Origin of the sequence: Bradyrhizobium sp. CB1717 (assembly GCF_029714325.1) — a bacterium.
Lineage (GTDB): Bacteria > Pseudomonadota > Alphaproteobacteria > Rhizobiales > Xanthobacteraceae > Bradyrhizobium.
The window spans coordinates 3,279,443-3,304,365 of the sequence record NZ_CP121666.1 but is presented as its reverse complement, the minus strand read 5'-3'; the positions used below and the strand labels follow the sequence as shown (position 1 = coordinate 3,304,365).

Here is a 24,923-nt window from a genome sequence, read left to right as displayed (position 1 = left end):
CTCTTCAGTCAAGTCGCGGAAACGGATCGGTTGGAAGCGCGGCGAGCGCTGCTGCTGGCAATGCATCGGCTTCGATCAGCGCGGCGGCCTTGGCGAGATCGCCGGCCATGTAACGGTCGGCGCCGAGTGCGGGCACCTGCTCGCGTAGCGCTGCGATGACGGCGACCAGCGGCGCGCTGGTCGCGTGCGGCGCGCGCAGCGTGATGCCTTGGGCTGCGACCAGAAGCTCAATGCCGAGAATGGCGGCGAGATTGTCGGCCATGTCGGAGAGGCGCCGCGCGGCATGCGCGGCCATCGAGACGTGGTCTTCCTGGTTGGCGCTGGTCGGCGTCGAATCGATCGAGCATGCGAGCGCGCGCTGCTTGTTCTCGGCGTAGAGCGCGGCCGCCGTCACCTCGGCGATCATGAAGCCGGAATTGAGGCCGGGATCGGGGGTGAGGAACGGCGGCAGGCCGAAATTCAGCGCAGGATCGACCAGCGTTGCGATCCGCCTCTCGCTGATCGCGCCGATCTCCGACAACGCCAGCGCGATTGCGTCGGCGGCGAAGGCGACCGGCTCGGCGTGGAAATTGCCGCCGGAGACGATCTCGCCGGTCTCGACCAGTACCAGCGGATTGTCGGTGACCGCATTGGCCTCGACGATCAGGGTGCGGGCGGCCTGCGAGATGAGGTCGAGTGCTGCGCCCGCGACCTGCGGCTGGCAGCGCAGGCAATAGGGATCCTGCACCCTCTCATCGCCTTCGAGATGCGACAGGCGGATGTCGCTGCCGTCGAGCAGCGCGGTCAGCGTGGCCGCCGCGGCGATCTGGCCGGCATGGCCGCGCAGCGCCTGGATTTCGGGACGGAACGGCGCCGTCGAGGCCATCGCCGCATCGACCGAGAGCGCGCCGGTCACGAGCGCGGCCCTCGCGAGGCGAAACGCGCGCAGCACGCCCGATATGGCGTAGGCGGCCGAGAACTGCGTGCCGTTGATCAGCGCAAGGCCTTCCTTGGGTCCAAGTGTCAGCGGCGCGAGGCCGGCGACGGCGAGCGCCTCGCTGCCGGACACCGTCTTACCGTCAATGATCGCCTGCCCCTCGCCGATCATCACCGCCGTCATATGCGCAAGCGGCGCGAGATCGCCGGAGGCGCCGACCGAGCCCTGCTGCGGCACCAGCGGGTAGACGCCCCGCGCCAACATGCCCTGCAATTGCTCGATCACCGCGCGGCGCACGCCGGAGGCACCGCGCCCGAGCGAGACGATCTTCAGCGCCATCATCAGCCGCACGATCGGCTCCGGCGTCGCCGGGCCGACGCCGCAGCAATGCGAGACGATGAGATTGCGCTGCAGCAGCGCGGTCTGGTCGGGCGGAATGCGCTTCGAGGCCAGCTTCCCGAAGCCGGTGTTGATACCATAGACGGGAACATCGGCCTGCGCGGCCTGCGCAACGATCTGCGCAGCCGCCTCCACACGCGGCCAGAACGATGGATCGAGGACGACAGGGGCGCCTTCGAGTACGCGCACGAGATCGTCGAAGCTCACCGTTCCCGGCTTGACGACGATTGCCGCGCCCTGCTCGGTCACTGTGCCCTCCATACGCGGCGATGCAGCGGATTGAAGCCGATGCGGTAGACGAGCTCGGCGGGACGCTCGATGTCCCAGATCGCGAGGTCGCACCATTTCCCGGCTTCCAGTGTGCCGGTCTCGCCCAGCACACCAAGTGCACGCGCGCCTTCACGGGTGACGCCCGCAAGACACTCGGCCACATTCATCCGGAACAGCGTTGCGCCCATGTTCATCGCGAGCAGCAACGATGTCAGCGGCGAGCTGCCGGGATTGCAGTCGGTCGCGAGCGCCATGGCAACGCCATGCTTGCGGAACGCCTCGACCGGTGGCTTCTGCGTCTCGCGGATGAAGTAGAACGCGCCGGGCAGCAGCACGGCCACCGTTCCGGCTTTCGCCATCGCCGCCGCACCGGCTTCATCCGTGTGTTCGAGGTGATCGGCCGACAATGCGGCGTATTTGGCGGCAAGCGCAGCGCCGCCGAGGTTCGACAGCTGGTCGGCATGAAGCTTCACCGGCAGCCCGAGCCCTCTCGCGGCCTCGAAGACCCGCGCGGTCTGTTCTGCCGAGAACGCGATCCCTTCCATGAAGGCGTCGACGGCATCGGCAAGGCCAGCCTTTGCCACAGCGGGCAACATCTCCTTGCAGACAAGGTCGATGTAGCGATCCTTGTCGCCATCGGCCTCCACCGGCAGCGCATGGGCGCCGAGGAAGGAGGTGCGGATCGCGACCGGCCGCCGACGACCGAGGCTGCGCGCTGCGGAGAGTTGCCGCATCTCGGTTTCAACATCGAGGCCGTAGCCGGATTTGATCTCGACCGTGGTCGCGCCCTCGCCGATCAGCGCATCGAGCCGCGGCAGCGCGCTTGCAACGAGCTCGGCTTCGCTCGCCTTGCGCGTTGCCGCCACCGTCGAGACGATGCCGCCGCCGGCGCGGGCAATCTCTTCGTAGCTTGCGCCCTTCAGGCGCAGCTCGAATTCATGCGCGCGGTTACCGCCATAGACGAGATGGGTGTGGCAGTCGACGAGACCCGGCGTGATCCAGCGTCCCTCGCAATCGATCCGATCGATCGCCTCCGCATCAACGGGAAAATCCGCCTTCGCGCCCGCATAGACAATGCGGCCGCCGCGCGCAGCGATGACACCGTGCTCGATCTCGCCGAGATCGGGACGATCGGCCAGCATCGTGGCGAGCCGGGCATTGTGCCAGATCCGGTCGAAGCGCTCTGCCATGCGGGTATCCATTCGCCGTCGGATGCTTGACTTATATGTCTAGACATATAATCGTAAGGCGGTTCTGTCCAGCCGGCGTGTCATCATGTCCCGACTGCATTTCGCTTCCGCGCTCCTGCCTTCGGGCTGGGCCAATGACGTGCAGGTGGTCGTCACCGCCGGCGCGATCGCGGCGGTGACGCCGGGCGTGCCGCCCGCCGCCGGCGACGAGCGCCATGCCATCGCGCTTCCGGGACTTGCGAGCCTGCATAGCCACGCGTTCCAGCGCGGCATGGCGGGCCTGGCGGAACTGCGCGGCGACAGCACCGACACATTCTGGACCTGGCGCGAGACGATGTATCGCTTTGCGCTGGCAATGACACCGGACGACGTCGTGGCTGTTGCGACGCTGCTTTATATCGAGATGCTGGAGCAGGGTTTTACCCGCGTCGGCGAATTCCACTATCTGCATCACAACCGCGACGGTTCGCCCTATGCCGATATCGCCGAGATGGCCGCGCAGATCGCGCAGGCCGCCGAGGCCTCCGGCATCGCGCTCACGCTACTGCCGAGTTTTTATGCGCATGGCTCTTTTGGAGGCGCAGCGCCGCATGCCGGCCAGCGCCGCTTCATCTGCACGGTCGATCAGTTCGACGCGTTGATGGCGGCCTCGCGCAAGACGATTGCAGCATTGCCGGGCGCCAATATTGGCATCGCGCCGCATAGCTTGCGCGCAGTGACGCCGGACGAACTCACCGCGATCATTCCACTTGCAGAAGGCGGCCCGATCCATATCCACGCCGCCGAGCAGGTCAAGGAAGTCGAGGATTGCCTCGCTTGGTCGGCCCGGCGCCCGGTGGAATGGCTGCTGGAGCACGCCCCGGTCGATCAGCGCTGGTGTCTCATTCATGCGACCCACATGACGACTGAGGAAGTGACGGCATTCGCGAAGACCGGCGCGGTCGCCGGCCTCTGCCCGATCACGGAAGCAAGCCTCGGCGACGGCATTTTTGCGGCACGCGAGTTTCTCGACGCGGGCGGCCGTTTCGGCGTCGGCACCGATTCCAACGTGCTGATCGGCGCCGCCGACGAATTGCGCCAGCTCGAATACGGTCAGCGGCTCAAGCACCGCCAGCGCAACGTCCTCTCCGGCGGCGCAGGTCGCTCGACCGGGCGCTCGCTGTTCGATGATGCGCTTGCCGGCGGCGCGCGGGCGCTGGCGCAGCCAACGGTCGGCCTTGCGTCCGGCGCGCGCGCCGACATCGTCACGCTCGACGCCGCACATCCGTCGCTCGCAGGACGTACGCATGACGCCGTCATCGACGGCTGGATCTTTGCCGCGAGCGGCGCTGCGGTCGATTGCGTCTGGGCCGGCGGCAACAAGGTGGTCGAAGGCGGGCGGCACAGGCTGCGCCAAGCCGCGCGCGAGCGCTTCAACACAGCGATGCGGAGGCTCGTTGCATGAGCCTCACCGCAGACGCAGCCGACCAGCCGACGCTCTACAAGCGCATCCGCGCCGATATCGAGAAGCGCATCCTGACCGGCGAGTGGCCGCCCGGGCATCGCATTCCCTTCGAGCATGAGCTGGTCGCGCGCTACGGCTGTTCGCGCATGACCGTCAACAAGGCGCTGTCGGAGCTCGCGCAGGCCGACCTGATCGAACGGCGGCGGCGCGCCGGCTCGTTCGTGCGCCGGCCTCAGCATCAGTCGGCGGTGCTCAAGATCGCCGACATCCGCGCCGAGATCACCGCGCTCGGCCGCGCTTACGGCTACGAGCTGATCGGCCGCAAGCTGCGCGCGGCGACCGCCGCCGACCGCGACCGTCTCGGCGTCAAGAAGGCCGGCAAGGTGGTCGCGATCACCTGCCGCCACAGCGCCGACAAGGTACCGTTCGCAGTCGAGGACAGGCTGATCGATCTCTCCTCCGTGCCGAATGCGGCGACCGCCGATTTTTCGCGCGAGCCGCCCGGCTCCTGGCTGCTTCACCATGTCCCATGGACAGAGGCCGAGCATACGATCAGCGCCATTGTCGCGGACGATCGCACGGCGGAAGCGCTCGACATCGCCGTCGGCGCGCCATGCCTCGTGATCGACCGCTACACCTGGCGCAGCGCGCGCACCATCACCGCGGTGCGGCTGCTTTATCCCGGTGACTCTCACCGCCTTGTCGCCCGATTCAAGGGAGGCTGAGAGAACGATGTCGGCACAATTCGTGCAACGCTTCGGGCAACGGTCTGCGTGGACCAATAGGGATCAACAGGACGTCAATCCATCGATCGGCAAGAGGACGACAAACATGCGTAGTTCAAAGGTATTTGCGACAATCATTGCGCTTACGGCCGCCACTCCCGTGCTCGCCGACGACGTCAAGGTCGGCGTTGGCATCTCCGGATGGACCGGCTTCGCGCCGCTGACGCTGGCGAAGGAAGCCGGCATCTTCAAGAAGAACGGTCTCGACGTCACCATCAAGAAGATTCCGCAGAAGGACCGCCACCTCGCGATCGCCTCCGGCGACATCCAGTGCGCGGCGACCACGGTCGAGACCTGGATCTCCTGGAACGCCAACGGCGTCGCCACCAAGCAGATCTTCCAGCTCGACAAGAGCTATGGCGCCGACGGCATGGCCGTGCGCAACGACATCGCCGCGATCAAGGACCTGAAGGGCAAGACGGTCGCAGCGTCCGCGCCGGGCACGTCGCCCTATTTCGCACTGGCCTGGATGCTCAAGAAGAACGGCCTCACCACGAAGGACGTGACCGTCGTGAACCTCGAGCCGGCAGCCGCAGCGCAGGCCTTCGTCTCCGGCCAGAACGACGCCGCGATGACCTATGAGCCGTATCTGTCGACCGTACGCGCCGCCCCCGACAAGGGCAAGATCATCGCGACCACGCTGGACTATCCGATCGTGATGGACACCTTTGGCTGCACGCCCAAATTCCTGAGCGAGAACCCGAAGGCCGCGCAGGCGCTTGCCAACAGCTATTTCGAGGCGCTCGACATGATCGCCAAGGACCAGGCCAAGGCCTATGAGATCATGGGCGCGGACGTGAAGCAGACCGGCGAGCAGTTCGGTAACTCGGCAAAGTACCTGCGCTGGCAGGACAAGGCCGCGAACCAGAAGTTCTTCGCCGGCGACTTCCTGACCTTCAATAAGGACGCTGCCGAGCTCCTGCTCGAGATCGGCATCATCAAGGCCGCGCCGAAGGTCGAAGACCTCTACGACGCCAGCTTCATCAAGTAAGCTTCACCGAGCTGCCGGTCCCGCCACGAGGCGGGACCGGCGCGTGATCGACCACCCGGATAGACAGTTTGATGCGTCCCCTGGATCCCGTGACATCGAGGCAGCGCGTGGCCTTTGGCCTCGCGTTCTTCGTGCTTTTCGTTGCCCTCTGGTCCTGGGCGACCTTCGGCGGCCATGTGTCGAAGACCTTTCTCGCTAACCCGCTGACCATGGTGCAGGAAGGTTTCGAGCTGCTGACGAAGCAGGGCTTCGTCTTCGACATCGGCATGACGATCTGGCGCGTCGTCGGCGGCTTTGCGCTCGCGGCGATCATCGCGGTGCCGCTCGGCGTTCTGATGGGCGCCTACAAGCCGGTCGAGGCCTTCCTTGAGCCGTTCGTCTCCTTCGCGCGGTATCTGCCCGCGTCCGCCTTCATTCCATTGTTGATTCTTTGGGCCGGTATCGGCGAGTTGCAAAAGCTGCTCGTCATCTTCATCGGTTCGGTGTTTCAGGTCATCCTGATGGTCGCCGTGACCGTCGGTGCCACGCGACGCGACCTGGTCGAGGCGGCCTACACGCTGGGCGCCAAGGACCGCGGCATCATCCGCCGTGTGCTGCTTCCTTCCTCTGCGCCGGAGATCGCTGAGATCCTGCGGCTGGTGCTGGGCTGGGCCTGGACCTATGTCATCGTCGCCGAGCTGATCGGCTCATCGTCCGGCATCGGCCACATGATCACCGACAGCCAGGCGCTGCTCAATACCGGCCAGATCATCTTCGGCATCATCGTGATCGGATTGATCGGGCTCGTCTCCGACTTCCTGTTCAAGGCGTTCAACGCCTGGCTGTTCCCGTGGAAGCTCGCATGACCATTCTCAAGATCGAACAGGTCTCGCGCACCTTCCCCGCCCGCCACGGCAACGCGCCGACCAGGGCGCTGGAGCCGACCGACCTCACCATCGGCAACAACGACTTCGTCACCATCCTCGGCCCGTCCGGCTGCGGCAAGTCCACACTCCTCCGCATCGTCGCCGGGCTCGACCGCCCGACCGGCGGCCGCGTCACGCTTGACGGGCGCGAGGTGACCGGGCCGGGCGCCGATCGCGGCATGGTGTTCCAGTCCTACACGCTGTTCCCCTGGCTGACCGTGCGCGAGAACATCGCCTTCGGCCTGCGCGAGCGCGGCGTGTCCGAGCAGGAGCGGAACAAGATCGCGGATGCCTTCATCCGCCAGGTCGGACTGTCCGGCTTCGAGAACCATTGGCCCAAGCAGCTCTCCGGCGGCATGCAGCAGCGCACGGCGATCGCACGCGCGCTCGCCAATGATCCAAAAATCCTGCTGCTCGACGAGCCCTTCGGCGCGCTGGACAACCAGACCCGCGCCCTGATGCAGGAAATGCTGCTCGGAATCTGGGAGCGCGACCAGAAGACCGTGCTGTTCGTGACCCACGACATCGAGGAAGCGATCTTCCTCGGCAGCCGCGTCATCGTCATGAGTGCCCGTCCCGGCCGCATCAAGGCCGAGATTACCGTGGACCTGCCGCATCCACGCTCGTACAAGATCAAGACCACGCCCGAATTCGTCCAGCTCAAGGAGCGGCTGGTCGAGGAGATCCGCACCGAGGCGCTGAAGGTTGCCGAACATGCCTGACACTCAGTCCCGCGCCAACGGCGAGCGCGTCCTCGCCGACCTCAACGCACTTCGCGCCATCGGCGCCTACAAGAGCGGCGTGCACAAGCCGACCTTCTCCGAGCCGCACAGGCAATCGCTGCACTGGCTGGTTCAGAAGCTGCCCGACGCGGGCCTCTCGGCTACGATCGACGGCATCGGCAATGTGTTGGGGACGAGCACGAAGGCTGGACCGAAGCTTCTTGCCGGCTCGCATCTGGAGAGCCAGAACTACGCCGGCTGGCTCGATGGCCCGCTCGGCGTCATCTATGCGCTCGAAGCCGCCCGCGTGCTCAATGCCGATCCCTCCGTGAAGGGCGCCGTCGAAGTCGCCGCCTGGTGCGACGAGGAAGGACATTTTGGCAGCTTCCTCGGCTCGCGCTCCTATGTGGGGCAAGTGACGGAGGCTGAAATCGACGCCGCGCGCGATCGCACCGGTGGTCGCGCCATGCGCGATGCGCTCGCCGAGATGGGTCTCTCGGGGCGCGCACGTGTCGCTGTCGAGCCGGGCCGGCACGTCGGGTATCTGGAAGCGCATATCGAGCAAGGCGACACGCTCGAGAGCAGCCATCTTGCGGTTGGGGTCGTGACCTCGATCGTGGGCATCTGGCAATACCGGATCAATTTCAGCGGCGAGCAGAACCACGCCGGCACCACGCGCATGGCCGTGCGCAAGGATGCCGGCCTCGCGCTGGCAAAATTCTGCGTCGCGATCGACGAACGTTTCCCGGCCGCATGCGGTCCGCGCACGGTCTGGACCACCGGCCGCATCACGCTCGAGCCGGGCGCACCGAGCATCATTCCGGGCGGCGCCGAGATGCTATTCCAGATCCGCGACGACAATCCGGCGGTCATCGAACGGCTCGAGCAGTTGCTGCGCACGATGGCGGACGAGGCCAGCGCGAGAGGCCCCTGCACCGTCAGCGTCGATAAAATCCGCACCGGCGCACCGGCGATGATGAACGCGGGCTTTCAGGACGCGATCGAAGCTGCGAGCAAGGCGGTTGCCGGCGGCCGATCCATCCGCATGCCCAGCGGCGCCGGCCACGATGCGCAGATGCTCGCGACCGTCATGCCGGCCGGCATGCTGTTCGTGCCGTCGATCGGCGGCATCAGCCATCACTGGACCGAAAATACCGCCGATGCCGATATCGTCACCGGCGCGCAGGTCTTCGTCGATGCCTGCCGGCGCATCCTGAGCGCTTAGCCGGACGCGGTCCTCCGCATCGCGCCGACAGGACGGCAACCAATCACATTCGTTCGACCTTGAACGCTCCTTGAGCAGGATCGTGCAAGGCCCGATCGCTTTGGGAAAGACGCCGGTTCGCACAACGCCTAGCCTGCCCGCCCCACGCGAGAAGGCTCACATGTCCGACGTCCCCGCCGCAACGCCCGCCTCCATCGTCGAAGCCCTGAAGGCCGTCGCCGGCAATCCGCCGAAGGTCCGCGCCAGCTTTGCCAAGGGCTGGTGCGTTCGCGGCACCTACACACCGTCGGACCGGGCGGGAGAAGTCACGCGATCGCAGAGCTTCACAAGGCCATCGCGCGTGCTGGCACGCTTCTCGGTCGGCGGCGGTAACCCTGCCGTCGCCGATACCAACAATCTGGTGCTGCGCGGCTTCAGCTTCAAGCTCGGCGACGACGATCACCGCTCGGACATCCTCGTGGAGAGCGCGCCCGTGCATTTTGCACGAACGCTCGACCAGATGCTGGCCTTCCTCGAGGCGCGCATCCCGGGGCCGGATGGCAAGCCTGATATGGCGAAGGTGAAGGCGTTCTCGGCGGCCAATCCTGAGACGCTCAATCAGGCGAACTACATCGCCGCGCGCCCGCTGCCCGGAAGCCTTGCCGGCACCACCTATTGGGGCGTGCATTCATTTCCTGCGACGAATGTCGCGAATGAGACGCGCTTCGTCAAATTCAAGGTCGTTCCGGCCGGCGGCGAGATCACGCTCAACGCGGACGAGGCCAGAACGAAGCCGGCCGATTTCCTGCGCGACGATCTGGGTGCGCGGATCGCTACGGGCTATGTCCGCTTCAACGTCATGGCGCTGCTCGACCGCCCGGGCGACCCCACCATGGACGTGACCATACGCTGGCCGGATGAGGATCATCGCGAGGAGGTGCGGCTCGGCACGATCGTGATCACGGGCTTCGAACCGGACCAGGCCTGCGATGCCTCCATCTTCAATCCGGCCAATCTCGCCGACGGCATCGGCCACCCGCCGGACGAGATCTTTGCCGCGCGCCGCGCCGCCTACACCATCTCTCTCGCGAAACGCCGCTGACAGGCGTCCGGCTTCACGCCTCGCTGCTGGAAGCGCCGAGCGCCTCGCGACGCCACACGGCCGGGCTGACGCCGGCGATCGAGGAGAATACGCGCGTGAAATGGCTCTGGTTGGCGAAGCCGGCCGACATCGCGATCTCCGACAGCGGCAGATCGCGGACGCCCATCAATTGCTTGGCCGCCTTCACGCGCTGATGCAGCAGCCATTGGTGCGGTGGCATGCCGACGGAGATGCGGAACGCGCGCGAGAAGTGGCTGACCGAGAGATCGAGCTCGGCCGCTACCTTCTGCAGCGAGAGCTTGCCGCCGAGATCCGCCTCCAGCCGCTCGCACGCGCGCTTCGCCTGCCAGGGCGCAAGACCGCCACGCGCGGGCGCGGACTTACGCTGCAGCCCGCCATAGGTCTGGGCGACATGGGCGGTGAGACCGAGCATCATGTGGTCGATGAAGAGCTGATTGGCCTCGTTCGGCCTGCGCAGCCCTTCCTGCAGCGACGCGCCGATGTGGCGGATGATTCCGTCATCATGGCCGACACCGACCTGGCAGTCGAGATCATCGACCCGCGGTACATGACTCTGTTCCGCGATGCTGTCGAGTGCCGAGCGTGGAATATAGAAGAACAGCGAATGGAACGGCTTGTCGATCACGTAGCGCGGATCGCGCTTGAGGTCGTAGAGGTAGGTGGTACCGGCGCGAACGTCCGCCCTCATGACGGATTTGCCGCGCTCCCAGAGCTCGCAATCCGGGTAATCGTGCAGCTTCAGGCTGACCAGGAAGGCATCCTCCGCGGACAGCGAGCCGGACAGGCCACGCTCCGGATTGTCGTTCCGGGTCTCGGTGACCGCCAGCTCGGCACTACGCAGCGAGCGCGCCACCAGCGCGGGCGGCGCATCCTTCAAACGCAGGAACTGTCCAAGCCTCTGCCCGTAGGCGCCAGCCTGTGTCATCGGGATCGTCCTTCTGTGGAAGCTCAAGTGCAGGCCCCAGGGCCCCACAATTTGCAGGACACATTATCGGACATTCGCCAAGGGCTGTCCACGCACTCGCGCACCGGCCCTATCACAGATTTTCACAAATGCACGACGGATGCCGAGACTTCCCGCCTCAGCGCCGCGACCTAGAAGGAGGTGCCGCCTCCGAACCGGAACTCCTGGACAATGTCGTATTTGCCCTTCGTGATCGGTACGGCGTAGTCGAAGCGCAGCGGTCCGAACGGCGAGGCCCAGATCAGGCCGACGCCGACCGACGAGCGCACCACGTTGCCATCGTCATATTGCAGCCCGCAGGTCGGACAGGCCTTGGTGTTGACCTCGCCGGTGGCGGTCCACGACGTCGGCCCCTGATAGCCCCAGAGCGAGCCGGCATCGGCATAGACCGCGCCCTTCAGGCCGACCTCCTTCGGCAGGAACCAGAACGGCATCTGCAATTCCATGGACGCGCCCCAGTATTTCGTGCCGCCGAGCGCATCACCGTTGGAGCCGTAATTATAGTAGGTGATGTCGCGCGGGCCGATGCCGTTGGAGGCGAAGCCGCGCACGAGGTTCGGGCCCATCTGGAAGTGATCCAGCATGCGCAGATCGTTGTTGCCGATCTTGTTGAGGATGCCGCCCTGCAGGTGGATCACGTTGACGATCTCGGACACCAGCGGCGTGTAGTATTTGGTGTCCACCGCAGTCTTGAGATAGGTGACGTCGCCGCCCACACCGGCGAAATCCTGACGGAAGTCGATCAGCAAGCCGTCCGTGGGGTTCTTGGTGTTGTCGAGCGTGTTGTAGTTCAGCGTGTAGCCGAGCGCCGACGTCCAGGTCGCGCCGTTCGCCAGTTCCTTCCGGACCGGCAGGCTCGACTCGCCATCGCCGTAGCAGCCATAACCGTAGACGCCGGAATCCGTGGCATTGGTCGGGTCCACGCCGCCCAGAACATTCTTGATGTAGGCCGGCGTCGGGTTGTAGGCCAACGACGTATTCGACGCATTGTTGTTGCAGTTGTTGTACGCGCTGGCGAGCGTGATGCTCTGCTGATAGAGCGAGTAACGGAGCTGCAGCGAGAGATCCTCGCGCAGCGCAAAGCCCAGGCGCGGCGAGAAGCCCAGCGTCGTCACGCCGTAGCTTGTATAGCTGTTAGACAATTGTTGGCGCCAATAGGTGTCGAATCCGAGCGCCAGCCGGTAGTCGAGCAGATACGGCTCGACGAAGGACAGCGAGATGCCACGCGAATACTGGCCGTAGCTGACGGACGCCTTGGCATAGAGGCCCTTGCCGAGCAGGTTGCGTTCGGAGACCGAGACCTCGGCCAGCGCGCCGTCGGTCGTGGAATAGCCGCCGGAGATCGAGAAGTCGCCGGTCGACTTCTCCTCCATGTCGACGACCAGGATGACGCGGTCGCTGGAGGAGCCCGGCTCGGTGACGATCTTGACGCTCTTGAAGTAGTCGAGATTCTTCAGCCGACGCTCGGCGCGGTCGACCAGCGCGCGGTTGTAGGCATCTCCTTCCGCGATGTCGAACTCGCGGCGGATGACGTAATCCCGCGTGCGCGTGTTGCCGCGCAGATTGATGCGCTCGATATAGGTGCGCGGGCCTTCGTCGATGTTGAACACGACGGACACGGTGTGCGCCTCGAAGTTGCGGTCGCCGCTCGGCCGCACCACGGCGAAGGCGTAGCCGCGACGCGAGGCCTCGATCTGCATCTCCTCGGTCGACTTCTCGACCGATTCCACGTTGTAGAGCGAGCCGGCACCGACGCGTGAATAGGAGCGCATCGCGCTCGCGTCGAAATTGGCGATGCTGGAGCGGAAATCGACCGAACCGACGCGGTATTGCTGGCCCTCCTCGATCTTGAAGGTGACGTTGAAACCCTTCTTCTCCGGATCGTATTCGGTGAGCGCGGCCACGACCTGGGCGTCGGCGAAGCCGTTCTTGAGATAGAAGCGGCGGATCAGGTCGCGATCGGCCTCGATGCGGTCGGGGTCGTAGATGTCGTTGTTGCCGAGGAAGCTGAGCAGATTGCTCTCATGTGTCTTGATCACGTCGCGCAGGCGCGCGGCCGAGTAGGCGCTGTTGCCGATGAACTCGACCGACCTCACCCCGGTCTTGACGCCTTCCACGATCGTGAAGATGAGATCGACGCGGTTGCTCGGCTGGTCGATGATCTCGGGCGTGACGCGCACGTCGTAGCGGCCGGAGCGGCGGTAGATCTCGGCGATTCGCAGCGTGTCGGACTGCACCAGCGCCCGCGAGAAGGTCCCGCGCGCCTTGGACTGGATCTCGGCCGACAGCTGCTCGTCCTTGATCTTCTTGTTGCCCTCGAAGGCGATGCGCCCGATCACGGCATTCTCGACCACCGACACGACGATGCGACCGCCGGCCTGGTTGATCTTCACGTCCTGGAACAAGCCCGTCGCGATCAACGCCTTGAGGCCGTCGTCGATCGCCGGCTGGTCAAGGCGCCCCCCCGGGCCGGGCTTGAAATAGGAGCGCACGGTCTCGGCCTCGACGCGGCGATTGCCCTCGACGACGATCGTCTCCACCGCCTGCGCGGCCGCCGGCTGCGGCAACAGCGCGACAGGACCCGCACTCGCAATCGACATACCGCACATCACCACCGCGATCAGCCAGGGCCGCAAAAACGACATTCCACACCTCAAGAGCACCTAGCCTGCTCTGAAACGAGACGGCTGTGGCCGCGGTGTGGCTTTGTGATTTCTGCATTGTTTCCGGTCGTTCAATTTGATTGGCGGATCAGCACGCAAAAGCAGCAGCCGTGACGATCGCGCGGGCCTGCGGCGGTGACCGAATGGCATGGAGCCCGCTGCGCATACGGCTTGCCCATGCAGACCTTCAGCAACATCGCGCAACGCTCGGATTCTTTACAGAGGTTTAAGCCGGTGCGAGAGGCCACGACATCAGGAACTCGCATGGGTATTCGTCGATGAACGCGCTTGTCATGACCAGAACGGTGCTGGTCGCCCTCCTCGCCTCGACCTTGGCCGCTCATGCCGGGACGACCGGCAAGCGCGATCAACGACAGACGACACAAAATGCGGTCTATGAGTACGGTCCGCGCGGCCCCAACCACTCCTATCAGTCCGGCCCGCACACGCGCATCTATGTCAGCAAGCGGTCCTGGCTGGATGGAGGGACCGAGTTGCTCCCCGGCGAGCGCAAGTTCAGCGACTACGCCTTCCCGCCCGGCATCTCGTTCGCACGCGAGAACAACAACCGACCGCTCGATCGCCAGCCACTGAGCCCGGGCTCGGATCTGGGCGGGTTCGTGCAGAGAATCCCGATCTCGTGGTGACCGGCTTACGGAAACTCTGCTCATCGTCTCGATGAGCGAAACGACAGTCAATTCGTTGCTTCCATCGGTATTGCGTCGGTCGTCCTCTGGCAATCGCGCGCGAGCGGAGATGACGTGCGCGTGTGCGCATCTGCCGCACGCGGCTTGACGTTCTCCACACTGCTCTCGAACCATTCCAAATCCGCTCATCGCAACTTCAAGCAATTCTATTTTGCGCGTGTGGAATTCCGATCGCTTCACCCATAGAAGTCCGCATCGCTCGACGCGCATCAGCACACAGCTGCGCGCGTTCGCGTGAATCAGTTCGGCGCAATTGGGGATCATCATTGGTGGGCGTTGCTTTGTCGGAGAGGAAACTTCGTTGGTTTGGAAGCGCAGCAGCGATCAACGCCACGATGTTCGGTTCGATCGTTTTCGTATCTGTTGACGTCCTGGCTTCCCGGGCACAGGCCCAGAACAGCAACCTGCCACCGGTCACCGTCGAAGCGCCGAGCGCGCCGAAGACGCGCAACAGCACCGCTTCCAATCAGCGCACGCGGTCGCAACGCGCGGCCACGACGAATCGGCGCGGCAATTTGGCAGCCGATCAGAAACGCGCACCGCAGGCGGCTGGAGGCGCGACTGGTACGACGATCGGCTACGTCGCGACCAGCGGCACTGCAGGCACCAAGACCAACACGCCGCTGATCGAGACGCCGCAGTCGCTCTCCGTCGTGACGAAGAAGGAGCTCGAAGATCGCAACGTCCAGACGCTGAAGGACGCCGTGAACTACACACCCGGCGTCACGACCGCGGCATTCGGTTACGATCCGCGCTTCGACGCCTTTTCCATCCGCGGCTTCGACGTGACCTATACCGGCATCTATCGCGACGGCCTGCGGCAGGGCGGCGGCAATTTCGCCATTCCCAAGATCGAGCCCTATGGAATCGAGAGCGTATCTATCCTCCGCGGCCCGGCCTCCGGCCTTTATGGCCTCGGCTCCCCCGGCGGCATCGTCGACGTCACGACGAAGCGGCCGCCGCAGACGGCGTTCGGCGAGGTGCAATTGCAGGCCGGCAATTACGATCGCTACCAGGGCGCCTTCGACGTCGGCGGCCCGGTCCCCGGCAGCGACCAGTTGTATTACCGGCTGACGGGCCTGTTGCGCGACGCAAAAACCTGGTTTCCCGGCAATGATGACGATCGCGCCTATATCGCGCCGGCCCTGACCTGGAAACCGAACCTCGATACGACCTTCACGATCCTCGGCGAGTATCAGACCAGCCGCACCGCTGCGAGCATCGGCAACGCGCGCACGGTTGATGGCAAGCTGACCAACATCTACTCGAACGATCCGGCGTTCAGCGCGATGGACCAGAAGCAGTTCCGCGTCGGCTACGCGTTCGAGCACAACGTCAACGACACCTGGACCGTCCGGCAGAATTTCCGGTTCTATCAGGTCAACACCGACGCGAAGTACACCCAGATCGATACCCTCGACTTCGCGACCCGGACCGCGACGCGTTCGGCCTGGCGAATTCTCGACAATTTCAAGACCGCCACGCTCGACAACCAGGCCGAAGCCAAGTTCATGCTCGGCGCGGTCAAGAACACCGTTCTGTTCGGCGTCGACTACAGCAATTCCCGTTACGACGACAAGATCGGGTACGGGCCGGCGCCCGATCTCAATCTTGCGACCATGAACTACGGCACGCAGGCGATCGCCACGCCGGCATTCTCGATTTTCACCAAGCAGTCGACCAACGAGATCGGAGTCTACGCGCAGGAGCAGGCCAGGCTCGGCGGATTCATCCTGACGCTCAACGGGCGCCAGAGCTGGGTCTCGCAGAGCACCACGACCACCCTGGACGGGACCCCGGACACCCAGAAGCCGTCGGCCTTCACCGGTCGCGCGGGCCTGAGCTATGTGTTCGACAACGGCGTTGCACCCTATGTCAGCTACGCCACCTCGTTCAGCCCGCAAACGGGCGTCGACGTGACGGGAGCCGCCTTCAAGCCGACCACCGGGGAGCAAACGGAAGTCGGCGTCAAGTATCAGATGCCGAATGTTCCACTGCTGTTGACCGGCGCTGTGTTCGACATCAAGCAGGACAATGTCCTGCGCACCAACCCCGACAACATCGCAGTCCTGGCGGCCACCGGACAGATCGAATCCAAGGGGCTGGAGCTCGAGGCCAAACTGGCGCTCACACCCAGCTTCGACCTCACCGCGGCCTACACCCATCTCAACGTCGTGATCACGCGGGGCAATCCCGATACGACGGGCCATGAGTATTCCGGCATCCCGAGAGACTCGTTCGCGGCGTTCGGCAAGTACACGTTCCAGTCCGGCACGCCGGTGGAAGGACTGGGACTGGGCCTCGGCCTGCGCTATATCGGCGCGAACTTCGGCAACGACCAAAATACTTTCGAGAATGCCGCTGTCACGTTGTTCGACGCCGTGGTCGACTACGATCTCGGAAAGCTCGACCGGAGTTTTCGCGGCGCCTACATGCGCGTGAACGCCACCAACCTGTTCGACAAGACGTATGACACCTGCCAGTCCGGCTATTGCTACGCCAGCGCAAGGCGCCAGGTGATCGGGACGTTGAGCTATCGGTGGTAGCGCGCGCCAGCGTTCGCGGCGCTGATTGCTTAATCTCGTCATTGTGTAATCCAGCTTTCAACACCGTCATCCTGAGGTGCGAAGCTCGCGATGCAAGGCATCGCGAGCGGAGCCTCGAAGGATGCACGGCCGAGATGCAGCCGGGCCGTCGCCCTTCGAGGGCCGCTAAAGAAGCGGCCGCCTCAGGGTGACGGGGATGGATCGACGCACTGCCACCTCGACAGCGTCATTGCGAGCGCAGCGAAGCAATCCAGAATCCCTCCGCGGAAAGACTCTGGATTGCTTCGCTGCGCTCGCAATGACGGAGTATGAGGCGACGTCCTCGCTCCTCCAGCTCGCATCTTGAATGCAGACACGCCTCCACATTCTCGCGGCGCAATTCGCCCGAGCTTTGCGTCGTTACTCCACCCTCTTGTCCAAGAGGGCGCAGGGAAGGCCGGGTGCTGACCTCGCACCCGCGGTCCGCTGCGCGAAGAGGTAGCGCAAAGGAACCGCACAGCAGCATACAGGTGGAGCCAATCACTCGGCCTTCCCTGCGCGATGGTTGGACGGCTTATGCCGCGCTCTCCCGGGAGCCGAGTTCGTTCTGGCCTCCCTCACTCCCGCGAAATTCACCAGCACCGCGTCGGTTGACGCGATCACCGCCTCCGCAAGAGCTTGACCGTAGCAACGACGGCCAGGACCACACGGTTTTGCCGTACGCGCGGCCCGCCATTTCGCCGCAGTTTTCCCAGCCCTGTCGACGGAGCCGGAAACTTACAGACGAGACGAACCTGACAGCGCCGTTCGTCCGCGCGCGGCCGCGGGCTCACCGGGGACTACCCTCCCTGCCCACACCTTTCGCGCCCAACGCTGCCGCGTCCACCGCAAGCCCGACTCGCGAAAATGACGACCACATGATCGCCCCTCGAGGATGAGCCGGGACGGGCGACACATACGACAAATCCGAATTTCGGCAAAGCGGAATCTTTTCGCCGACAGCCCTTGACTCGGCTGCGAAACAGGACCGATGTCGCCCCTGGCCGCCCACGCTCGCAGCCGCCGAGATGCCGCGCAACATCTGTTTACATTCAGCAACATTCGGGCTGCCGAAAGGCCACGATCCCTAGGCTAGTGGTTCCCGCCTCGTCCTGCCTCTCCGAGGGCCGTGAGCGCCCTCCTCCTTCCCGGGCGAGGCCAATGAATCTCAGCCGATTTGATGCCGTCACACTTGTCCGTCGAAATCCCCCTGCCTTCCGCAAAGGAGAACCGTCATCCGACGCCCCGCCTGCTGCGCGAAGTCCTGTCCCGTGCCGGGGTTTGCCTCGCGCTGATACTGAGCGGCTCATTGGCAGGCTGTGCAGTCGGGCCGGACTATGCAGGCCCGCCCAGGCTCGACCTACCGTCGCACTGGATCACCAAGACCGCTGCGCGGCGCGGCGCAGGCACGCTCGATCGCTGGTGGCTACGCCTGCGCGATCCCCTGCTCAACCGCCTGATCGAACAGGCCGTCGAGGCCAATCCCGATGTCGCCAAGGCAAAAGCGGTGGTGCGTGAGGCGCGGGCAACGGTGCAGCAGACCAGCGCCGGCCTGTTTCCGTCGGTCAGCGGCTCGGCCTCGGTGACCGACAACAAGACCAGCTCAGGCTCCGCATCAGCCGTCGTCGACAGCGCGCCCTACACGCTGCACCAGGCGAGCTTCGATTCGAGCTGGGAGCTCGACCTGTTCGGCGGCACGCAGCGAAGCATCGAGGCGGCGGCGCGCGGGGCGCAATCGGCCGAGGAGGATCTGCGCGACAGCCTCGTCACGCTGATCGGCGACGTCGCCGCCTATTACGTCGAGGCACGCGGCTATCAGACCCGGATCGCGCTGGCGCAGCGCACCGCGGTCTCGCAGCGCGACACCGAAAAGCTCACCCGCAGCAAGTACGAGGCCGGCAGCGGCAACGCCGTCGATCTCGCCAAGGCGACCGCACAGGCCGCGAGCACGGAAGCCAACGTTCCGACCTATCAAACCGCGCTCGCCGCCGACATTCACCGGCTCGGCATCCTGCTGGGACGGCCGCCGGATGGCGTCGCTTCGCTGATGGCGCGGTCCGCGCCCGTGCCGGCACCGCGCATGCCGCTGCCGACGGTCCTGCCCGCCGATCTCCTGATGAGCCGTCCCGATGTCGCCAGCGCCGAGCGCAAGCTGGCGCAGGCCACCGCCAAGATCGGCGCGGCCGAGGCCGATCGCTATCCGGCAGTGTCCTTGACCGGCTCGGTTGGTACCTCTGCACTGCGCGCCGGCGATCTCGCCAAATATTCCAGCGTGAGCTGGTCGGTCGGTCCTTCCGTCACCGTGCCGGTGTTCGATGCGGGCAAGCGTCTGGCCACGGTCAAGATCGCGGAAGCGCAGCGCGACCAGGCGTTCGCGACGTTCCACTCGACCTTGCTCACCGCGCTCGAAGATGTCGAGAACGCCCTGGTCTCGCTGTCGCAGGAACGCGTGCGTGCCGCCAAGCTGGCGGAGGCGGCGAAGAACTACCGTGAAGCCGCAAAGCTGTCGCGATCGCTGTTCGAGACCGGCAGCGCGAGCTTCATCGACGTGCTCGACGCCGAACGCTCGCTCTATTCAGCCGAGGATTCGCTCATCCAGAGCAAGGTGTCGGCGGCGAAGGATTACATTTCGCTGGCAAAGGCGCTCGGCGGCGGCTGGGCCGATCCGGTCGACGTGTCGACGCCGACCATCGTCGACACCAACACAGGACCTCACGTCCGGGAGGCGCAGAAGTGACTGTGATCATCACCGTCAAGCGCGTGAAGATCGCGGCCGCCGTGTTTGCTGTGGTCGCGACCGGCATGGTGCTGGCGACGCGGTCGCCGGGGACATCGAGCAAGGCGCAATCCTACATCACCGCGCAGGTCGCGGTCAGCGATCTCCGCGAGGAGGTGCTCGCCAGCGGCACGCTGAAGCCGGCGCGGCTGACCGCGGTCGGCGCGCAGGTGTCGGGCCGGATCACCGCGCTCAACGTGCGCGTCGGCGACACGGTCAAGGCCGGCGACGTCATCGCCCAGATCGACCCCGTCACCAAGCAGAACGATCTGCGCAACTCGGAGGCGTCGCTGAAGAACTATCGCGCGCAGAAGGCCGAGAAGGAGGCCGCGCTGGTGCTGGCCGAGGCCAACCTCGCGCGCCAGCAGGCGACGCTGGCACAGCGTGCGACCTCACGCAGCGATTTCGACAGCGCGGAAGCGACCGTGCGCCAGACCCGCGCCCAGATCGCAGCGCTGGAAGCGCTGATCGTCGGCGCCGAGGCCAGCGTCGAGACGGCGCGGGTGAACCTCGAATATACCCGCATCACCGCGCCGATCGACGGTACGGTGCTCGCCACCGTGGTGCAGGAGGGACAGACGGTCAACGCGGTGCAGTCCGCACCGACCATCGTCGTGCTCGGCCAGCTCGAGACGATGACCGTGCGGGCGGAGATCTCCGAAGCCGACATCGTCAAGGTCAGGCCGGGGCAGTCGCTCTACTTCACCATCCTCGGCGACCAGGATCATCGCTACGAGGCGCGGCTGGAGCAGATCGAGCCGGCGCCCGAATCGATCAAGAACGATGCGAGCTTCTCCTCGACCACGACGTCGAGCTCAAGCTCGTCCAGTTCGTCGAGCTCGACCAGCACGGCGATCTACTACATCGGCGTCTTCAATGTTCCCAACAAGGATTATGCGCTCCGAACCTACATGACCGCCGAGGTGCACATCATCACCGGCGAGGCCAAGCGGGTGAAAACGATCCCTGCGCTCGCCGTGATGCGCAAGTCCGATGGACGCAGCACGGTGCGCACCCTCAGTACGTCCGGCGACGTCAGCGAGCGCGAGGTCAAGACCGGCCTCAACGATCGCACCACGGTCGAGATCAGGTCCGGCTTAGAGGCGGGCGAACGGGTCGTGACCGGCGAGGCCAACGAGCAGACCTCATCGCACGGCATGCCGGGCGGACCTCCCGGCGGGGGAGGTCCCTGACATGATCGACCCGATCATCGATCTCCAGAATATCCGGCGCGAGTTCGCGGCCGGCGACACCATTGTGGTGGCGCTCGACGATTTGTCGCTCAGCATCCAGCCCGGCGAGATGGTGGCGATCGTCGGCTCATCCGGATCGGGCAAATCGACGCTGCTCAACATCCTCGGCTGCCTCGACCGGCCGACGTCCGGGACCTATCGCGTCGCCGGCAAGAATGTCTCCGAGTTAGATGCCGACGCGCTGGCCGCGCTGCGGCGCGAGCATTTCGGCTTCATCTTCCAGCGCTACAATCTGCTCGGCGATCTCACCGCCGCCGCGAATGTCGAGATCCCCGCCGTCTATGCCGGCATCAATGCGCGTGAGCGCCGGACGCGCGCGAGCGCGCTGCTCGAGCGGCTCGGCGTCGGCACACGCGGCGGTCATCGCCCGAACCAGCTTTCCGGCGGCCAGCAGCAACGTATCTCGATCGCGCGGGCGCTGATCAACGGCGCCGAGGTCATCCTGGCGGACGAGCCAACCGGTGCGCTCGACCGGCGCAGCGGCGAGGAGGTGCTGAAGATCCTCAAAGAGCTGCATCGCGAGGGACGGACGATCATCATCGTCACCCACGATGCCGATGTCGCTGCCCGGGCCGGGCGCATCATCGAGTTGCGCGACGGCAGGATCGTGGCCGATCGCCGCATAGAGAGCGCGGGCGCGTCGGAGCCGGTCGCCCGCACCGCATCGAACGGCGGCGTCGGCTGGACCGGCGCGTTGGGACGGCTGCGCGAGGCTTCGCGGATGGCGCTGGTGGCGATGGCCGCGCACCGGCTTCGCGCGTTTTTGACCATGCTCGGCATCATCATCGGCATCGCCGCGGTGTCGTCCGTCGTCGCGCTCGGTAATGCGTCACAGCGCAAGGTGCTGTCGGACATATCGAGCCTCGGCACCAACACGATCGAGGTGTTTCCGGGCAAGGACTTTGGCGATGCGCGCGCCGGCAAGATCAAGACGCTGGTGCTCGACGATGCCCGTGCGCTCGACCGGCAGGGTTTCATTGCCGGCGTCACGCCGACGGTCTCGACCAACACCACGGTGCGCTATCGCGGCAACGAATCCAACGTGCTCGTGAACGGCGTCGGCGAAAGCTATTTCCTGGTCAAGGGCGCCAAGCTGGCGAAAGGCCGCCTGTTCGACGCAGACGCCGTCCGCAACATCGAGCGGCAGGCGGTCATCGACGACAACACCAGAAAGACCTTCTTTGCCGATGACCAGACTTCCGGCATCGGCCGCGTCATCTGGCTCGGCAAGGTGCCGTGCCGCATCGTCGGCGTCATCGCGCAACAGCAGGGCGGGTTCGGCTCGAACCAGAACCTGTCGGTCTACCTGCCCTACACCACCGTGCAGGCGCAATTCACCGGCGACCGCGCGCTGCGCAGCATCCTCTTGCGCATCAGCGACGAGATCTCGACCAATCTGGCGCAGGATGCGGTGACCACGCTCTTGACGCAGCGGCACAACACGAGGGACTTCGTCATCCTCAACACCGACGACATCCGCCGCACCATCACCAGCACGACGCAGACGCTGGCCTTCCTGGTGGCGGCGATCGCAGTGATCTCGCTGGTGGTCGGCGGCATCGGCGTCATGAACATCATGCTGGTATCCGTGTCCGAGCGGATCAGCGAGATCGGCGTGCGCATGGCCGTGGGCGCGAGGCGCAGCGACATCCTCCAGCAATTCCTGGTGGAGGCGACCCTGATCTCGTCGATCGGCGGCATCGCCGGCATCCTGATCGCGGTCCTGCTCGGCATCGCCATCAACGTGGCGGTGCCCGGCTTCGAGGTCAGCTATTCCGCATTCTCGATCGGCGCGGCATTCCTGACCTCGACCGGGATCGGGATCGCCTTCGGCTTCTTCCCCGCCCGCCGCGCCGCCTTCCTCGACCCCGTAGTGGCACTGAGCCGTGACTGACCGTAGGATTGCACCATGACCGTAGTTCTTCGGACGAGACAATCGTCCGCAAATCGACCAACGATCGGCGCCCCCGATGCGATCTCAACCATGACCAACGGCACGCCCAACATCCTGATCGTCGAGGACGACCAGCCGACCCGCGATCTCATCTCGCGTTACCTGCGCGAGCATTCGTTCGCGGTCAGCGCCGTCACCAACGGCAGGGAGATGGACCGCCACCTCTCGCAGAACCGCGCCGACCTGATCGTGCTCGACCTGATGCTGCCGGGCGAGGACGGCCTCAGCCTCTGCCGCCGCCTGCGGATGGAAACGACGACGCCGATCATCATCCTCACCGCAAAGGGCGAGGACCTCGACCGCATCCTCGGCCTCGAAATGGGCGCCGACGACTATCTGCCAAAACCGTTCAACCCGCGCGAGCTGCTCGCCCGGATCAACGCGGTGCTGCGCCGGCACGCGAGCGGTCTCACGGCCGCCTCCACCGCGACGCGGCTGAAGTTCCAGGACTGGACCATCGATCTGCGCCTGCGGGAGTTACGCGACCCCGAGGGCGCACAGGTGCCGCTGACCAGCGCCGAGTTCGACCTGCTGCAAGCCTTCTGCGAGCGCGCCGGCCGTGTTCTCGGCCGCGACAGTCTCTTGAACATGACGCGCGGCCGCCCCGGCGGAAGCTTCGGCCGCAGCGTCGACGTGCTGGTCAGCCGTCTCCGCCGCAAGCTCGACCGCAGCGAAGACACCTCCATGATCAAGACCATCCGCACCGGCGGCTACATCTTCACACCAAGGGTGGAGGAAGCATGAGCCGCGCCGCCGACATCCTGGCGCTGTTCAGCTTCAGGCGGATCAGCGGTCAGATCGCCGCCCTGATCCTGGTCTCGCTGCTCCTGATCCACGTGCTGATCGCCGGATATTTCCTGCTCAACCGGCCGAAGCTGCTCACCGACACGCCGGTCGAGCAGTTCGAGCTGATCGCGCGGATCATCACCAACACGCCCAAGGCGGAGCGCGCTCTCGTCCTCGGCAGCATCAGCCGGACCTTTCCGGCGCTCAAGCTGCAATTGCGGGACGGTGTTTCGACTTCCGTTATGCCGCTGCCGGCGCGGACACCCCTGCCTATCCCGTCCGCACTCGGCGGCCGGGCTGAGCTCATTCGCGGCAGCGGCGCGGAACAGGATCGCGTCTGGTTCTACCTCGCCAAGGACGACGTGCTCGAAGCGACGATGGGATTGCCCCAAATACCGGCCTTCGTCAGCGGCCTCTGGACCTCGACGCTGCTGTTCCTGGTCGCGAGCGTCACGCTGCTCGGCGTCTGGGCCGGCCGCGCGCTGTCCTCGCCGCTCTCGGCCTTCGCGCGCGCGGCGGAGAATTTCAGCCTGAACCGGGCCACGCCGCCGCTGCCGGAAAACGGACCGGAGGAGATCAAATCCGCAGCCAGAGCGCTGAACCGGATGCGCGAGCGCATCACCGCACTGATGAACGACAGGACGCGCATGCTCGCGGCCATCAGCCACGATTTGCGCACGCCGATCACGCGGCTGCGACTGCGCTCGGAATATATCGAGGATCCGGCGCAGCGGACGCAGACCGTGCGCGACCTCGACCAGATGCAGTCGATGCTGGAATCGGTCCTGTCCCTGCTGCGCAGTGAAAGCCCGGTGAAGCCGACACTGGTGGATGTCGCGGCGCTGCTACAGATGGTCTGCGAGCAGTTTTCCGACAGCGGCCATGCGGTGACTTATTCGGGCCCAGATCGCGCCGCCTTCGTGCTGCGGCCGGACGAGATCATCCGCGCGGTCACCAACCTCGTCCAGAACGCAACGCGCTTCGGAACCAGCATCGACGTCGCGCTGTCGATATCGGGAGATCATCTCGTCATCGACGTTTCGGACAATGGACCCGGCATTCCCGACGACAGGAAGACGGCGATGCTGGAGCCCTTCGTGCGCGGCGAGGACGCCCGCACCATGGACGGGACAACCGGATTCGGCCTCGGCCTCTCGATCGCGCAGGCGATTGTGACCGCGCATGATGGAACCCTCGAGCTGCTCGACAACACGCCGAAAGGCCTGTGCGTGCGCTTGCAGCTCGCCAAGACCGGCGCGGTGCCGGAGGCGTCGCGGCCATAAAGTCGCGGCAATCGTCGGGCTTGT

19 protein-coding genes are annotated in these 24,923 nt (G+C 65.3%); 14 read left to right on the top strand and 5 right to left on the bottom strand.

The genetic code is table 11. The annotated features are described in order from the left end of the window. Positions 1 to 4: 4 nt before the first annotated feature. Together hutH and hutI are read right to left on the bottom strand one after the other, a co-directional pair. A complete protein-coding gene (hutH, locus tag QA649_RS15555; RefSeq protein WP_283024959.1) occupies positions 5 to 1,564 on the bottom strand; it encodes a histidine ammonia-lyase in 1,560 nt (519 codons plus the stop codon). Beyond that, positions 1,561 to 2,775 carry an imidazolonepropionase gene (hutI, locus tag QA649_RS15550; RefSeq protein WP_283024958.1) on the bottom strand — a complete coding sequence of 405 codons (1,215 nt, stop codon included), beginning with the start codon at positions 2,773 to 2,775 and terminating at the stop codon, positions 1,561 to 1,563. Before hutI ends, hutH begins: the two co-directional genes overlap by 4 nt. Positions 2,776 to 2,860: 85 nt before the next feature. Here hutI and QA649_RS15545 point away from each other — a divergent pair, with 85 nt between their 5' ends. The 7 genes from QA649_RS15545 to QA649_RS15515 all read left to right on the top strand — a co-directional run bounded on the left by QA649_RS15545 (position 2,861) and on the right by QA649_RS15515 (position 9,928). Beyond that, entirely contained in the window at positions 2,861 to 4,219 is a 1,359-nt protein-coding gene (locus tag QA649_RS15545; protein WP_283024957.1) for a formimidoylglutamate deiminase, read from the top strand. Continuing rightward, the gene (gene hutC, locus QA649_RS15540) at positions 4,216 to 4,944 is read left to right on the top strand and encodes a histidine utilization repressor (protein ID WP_018642644.1); all 729 of its coding nucleotides are present in this window, start codon (positions 4,216 to 4,218) and stop codon (positions 4,942 to 4,944) included. The genes QA649_RS15545 and hutC overlap by 4 nt, the downstream gene beginning before the upstream one ends. Before the next feature lie 106 nt (positions 4,945 to 5,050). After that, positions 5,051 to 5,995: an ABC transporter substrate-binding protein gene (locus tag QA649_RS15535; protein ID WP_283024956.1), complete on the top strand. Its 945-nt coding sequence runs from the start codon at positions 5,051 to 5,053 to the stop codon at positions 5,993 to 5,995. A 71-nt stretch (positions 5,996 to 6,066) separates the two neighbouring features. Continuing rightward, a complete protein-coding gene (locus tag QA649_RS15530) occupies positions 6,067 to 6,840 on the top strand; it encodes an ABC transporter permease (RefSeq protein WP_283026033.1) in 774 nt (257 codons plus the stop codon). After that, a complete protein-coding gene (locus QA649_RS15525; RefSeq protein WP_283024955.1) occupies positions 6,837 to 7,622 on the top strand; it encodes an ABC transporter ATP-binding protein in 786 nt (261 codons plus the stop codon). Before QA649_RS15530 ends, QA649_RS15525 begins: the two co-directional genes overlap by 4 nt. After that, on the top strand, positions 7,615 to 8,847 hold the full coding sequence (locus QA649_RS15520) for a Zn-dependent hydrolase (RefSeq protein ID WP_283024954.1): 1,233 nt from the start codon (positions 7,615 to 7,617) through the stop codon (positions 8,845 to 8,847). The genes QA649_RS15525 and QA649_RS15520 overlap by 8 nt, the downstream gene beginning before the upstream one ends. A gap of 160 nt (positions 8,848 to 9,007) precedes the next feature. Continuing rightward, positions 9,008 to 9,928 carry a catalase family peroxidase gene (locus tag QA649_RS15515; RefSeq protein WP_283024953.1) on the top strand — a complete coding sequence of 307 codons (921 nt, stop codon included), beginning with the start codon at positions 9,008 to 9,010 and terminating at the stop codon, positions 9,926 to 9,928. Positions 9,929 to 9,941: 13 nt separating this feature from the next. Here QA649_RS15515 and QA649_RS15510 read toward each other — a convergent pair whose 3' ends face one another. Together QA649_RS15510 and bamA are read right to left on the bottom strand one after the other, a co-directional pair. Then, a complete protein-coding gene (locus tag QA649_RS15510) occupies positions 9,942 to 10,874 on the bottom strand; it encodes an AraC family transcriptional regulator (protein ID WP_283024952.1) in 933 nt (310 codons plus the stop codon). Positions 10,875 to 11,044: 170 nt separating this feature from the next. Next, on the bottom strand, positions 11,045 to 13,558 hold the full coding sequence (gene bamA, locus QA649_RS15505) for an outer membrane protein assembly factor BamA (protein ID WP_283024951.1): 2,514 nt from the start codon (positions 13,556 to 13,558) through the stop codon (positions 11,045 to 11,047). 296 nt (positions 13,559 to 13,854) lie between these two features. Between bamA and QA649_RS15500 the strand changes: the two genes are divergently transcribed. Beyond that, complete coding sequence (locus QA649_RS15500; RefSeq protein WP_283024950.1) at positions 13,855 to 14,223, top strand: hypothetical protein; 369 nt, start codon at positions 13,855 to 13,857, stop codon at positions 14,221 to 14,223. 196 nt (positions 14,224 to 14,419) lie between these two features. On the opposite strand, the gene QA649_RS15495 is transcribed toward QA649_RS15500, so the two are convergent. Then, positions 14,420 to 14,749, bottom strand: a complete 330-nt coding sequence (locus QA649_RS15495; protein WP_283024949.1) for a hypothetical protein — start codon at positions 14,747 to 14,749, stop codon at positions 14,420 to 14,422. 49 nt (positions 14,750 to 14,798) lie between these two features. On the opposite strand from QA649_RS15495, the gene QA649_RS15490 reads away from it, so the two are divergent. The 6 genes from QA649_RS15490 to QA649_RS15465 all read left to right on the top strand — a co-directional run bounded on the left by QA649_RS15490 (position 14,799) and on the right by QA649_RS15465 (position 24,899). Continuing rightward, positions 14,799 to 16,829, top strand: coding sequence for a TonB-dependent siderophore receptor (locus QA649_RS15490; protein WP_283024948.1), 2,031 nt, complete (start codon positions 14,799 to 14,801; stop codon positions 16,827 to 16,829). Between the two features lie 1,198 nt (positions 16,830 to 18,027). Then, positions 18,028 to 19,584 carry an efflux transporter outer membrane subunit gene (locus QA649_RS15485; RefSeq protein WP_283024947.1) on the top strand — a complete coding sequence of 519 codons (1,557 nt, stop codon included), beginning with the start codon at positions 18,028 to 18,030 and terminating at the stop codon, positions 19,582 to 19,584. Continuing rightward, positions 19,581 to 20,816, top strand: a complete 1,236-nt coding sequence (locus QA649_RS15480) for an efflux RND transporter periplasmic adaptor subunit (protein ID WP_283024946.1) — start codon at positions 19,581 to 19,583, stop codon at positions 20,814 to 20,816. The genes QA649_RS15485 and QA649_RS15480 overlap by 4 nt, the downstream gene beginning before the upstream one ends. 1 nt (position 20,817) lies before the next feature. Beyond that, on the top strand, positions 20,818 to 22,770 hold the full coding sequence (locus QA649_RS15475; RefSeq protein ID WP_283024945.1) for a MacB family efflux pump subunit: 1,953 nt from the start codon (positions 20,818 to 20,820) through the stop codon (positions 22,768 to 22,770). A 90-nt stretch (positions 22,771 to 22,860) separates the two neighbouring features. After that, positions 22,861 to 23,574: a response regulator gene (locus QA649_RS15470; RefSeq protein WP_283024944.1), complete on the top strand. Its 714-nt coding sequence runs from the start codon at positions 22,861 to 22,863 to the stop codon at positions 23,572 to 23,574. Continuing rightward, positions 23,571 to 24,899: an ATP-binding protein gene (locus QA649_RS15465; RefSeq protein ID WP_283024943.1), complete on the top strand. Its 1,329-nt coding sequence runs from the start codon at positions 23,571 to 23,573 to the stop codon at positions 24,897 to 24,899. The genes QA649_RS15470 and QA649_RS15465 overlap by 4 nt, the downstream gene beginning before the upstream one ends. The last annotated feature ends 24 nt before the right edge of the window (positions 24,900 to 24,923 follow it).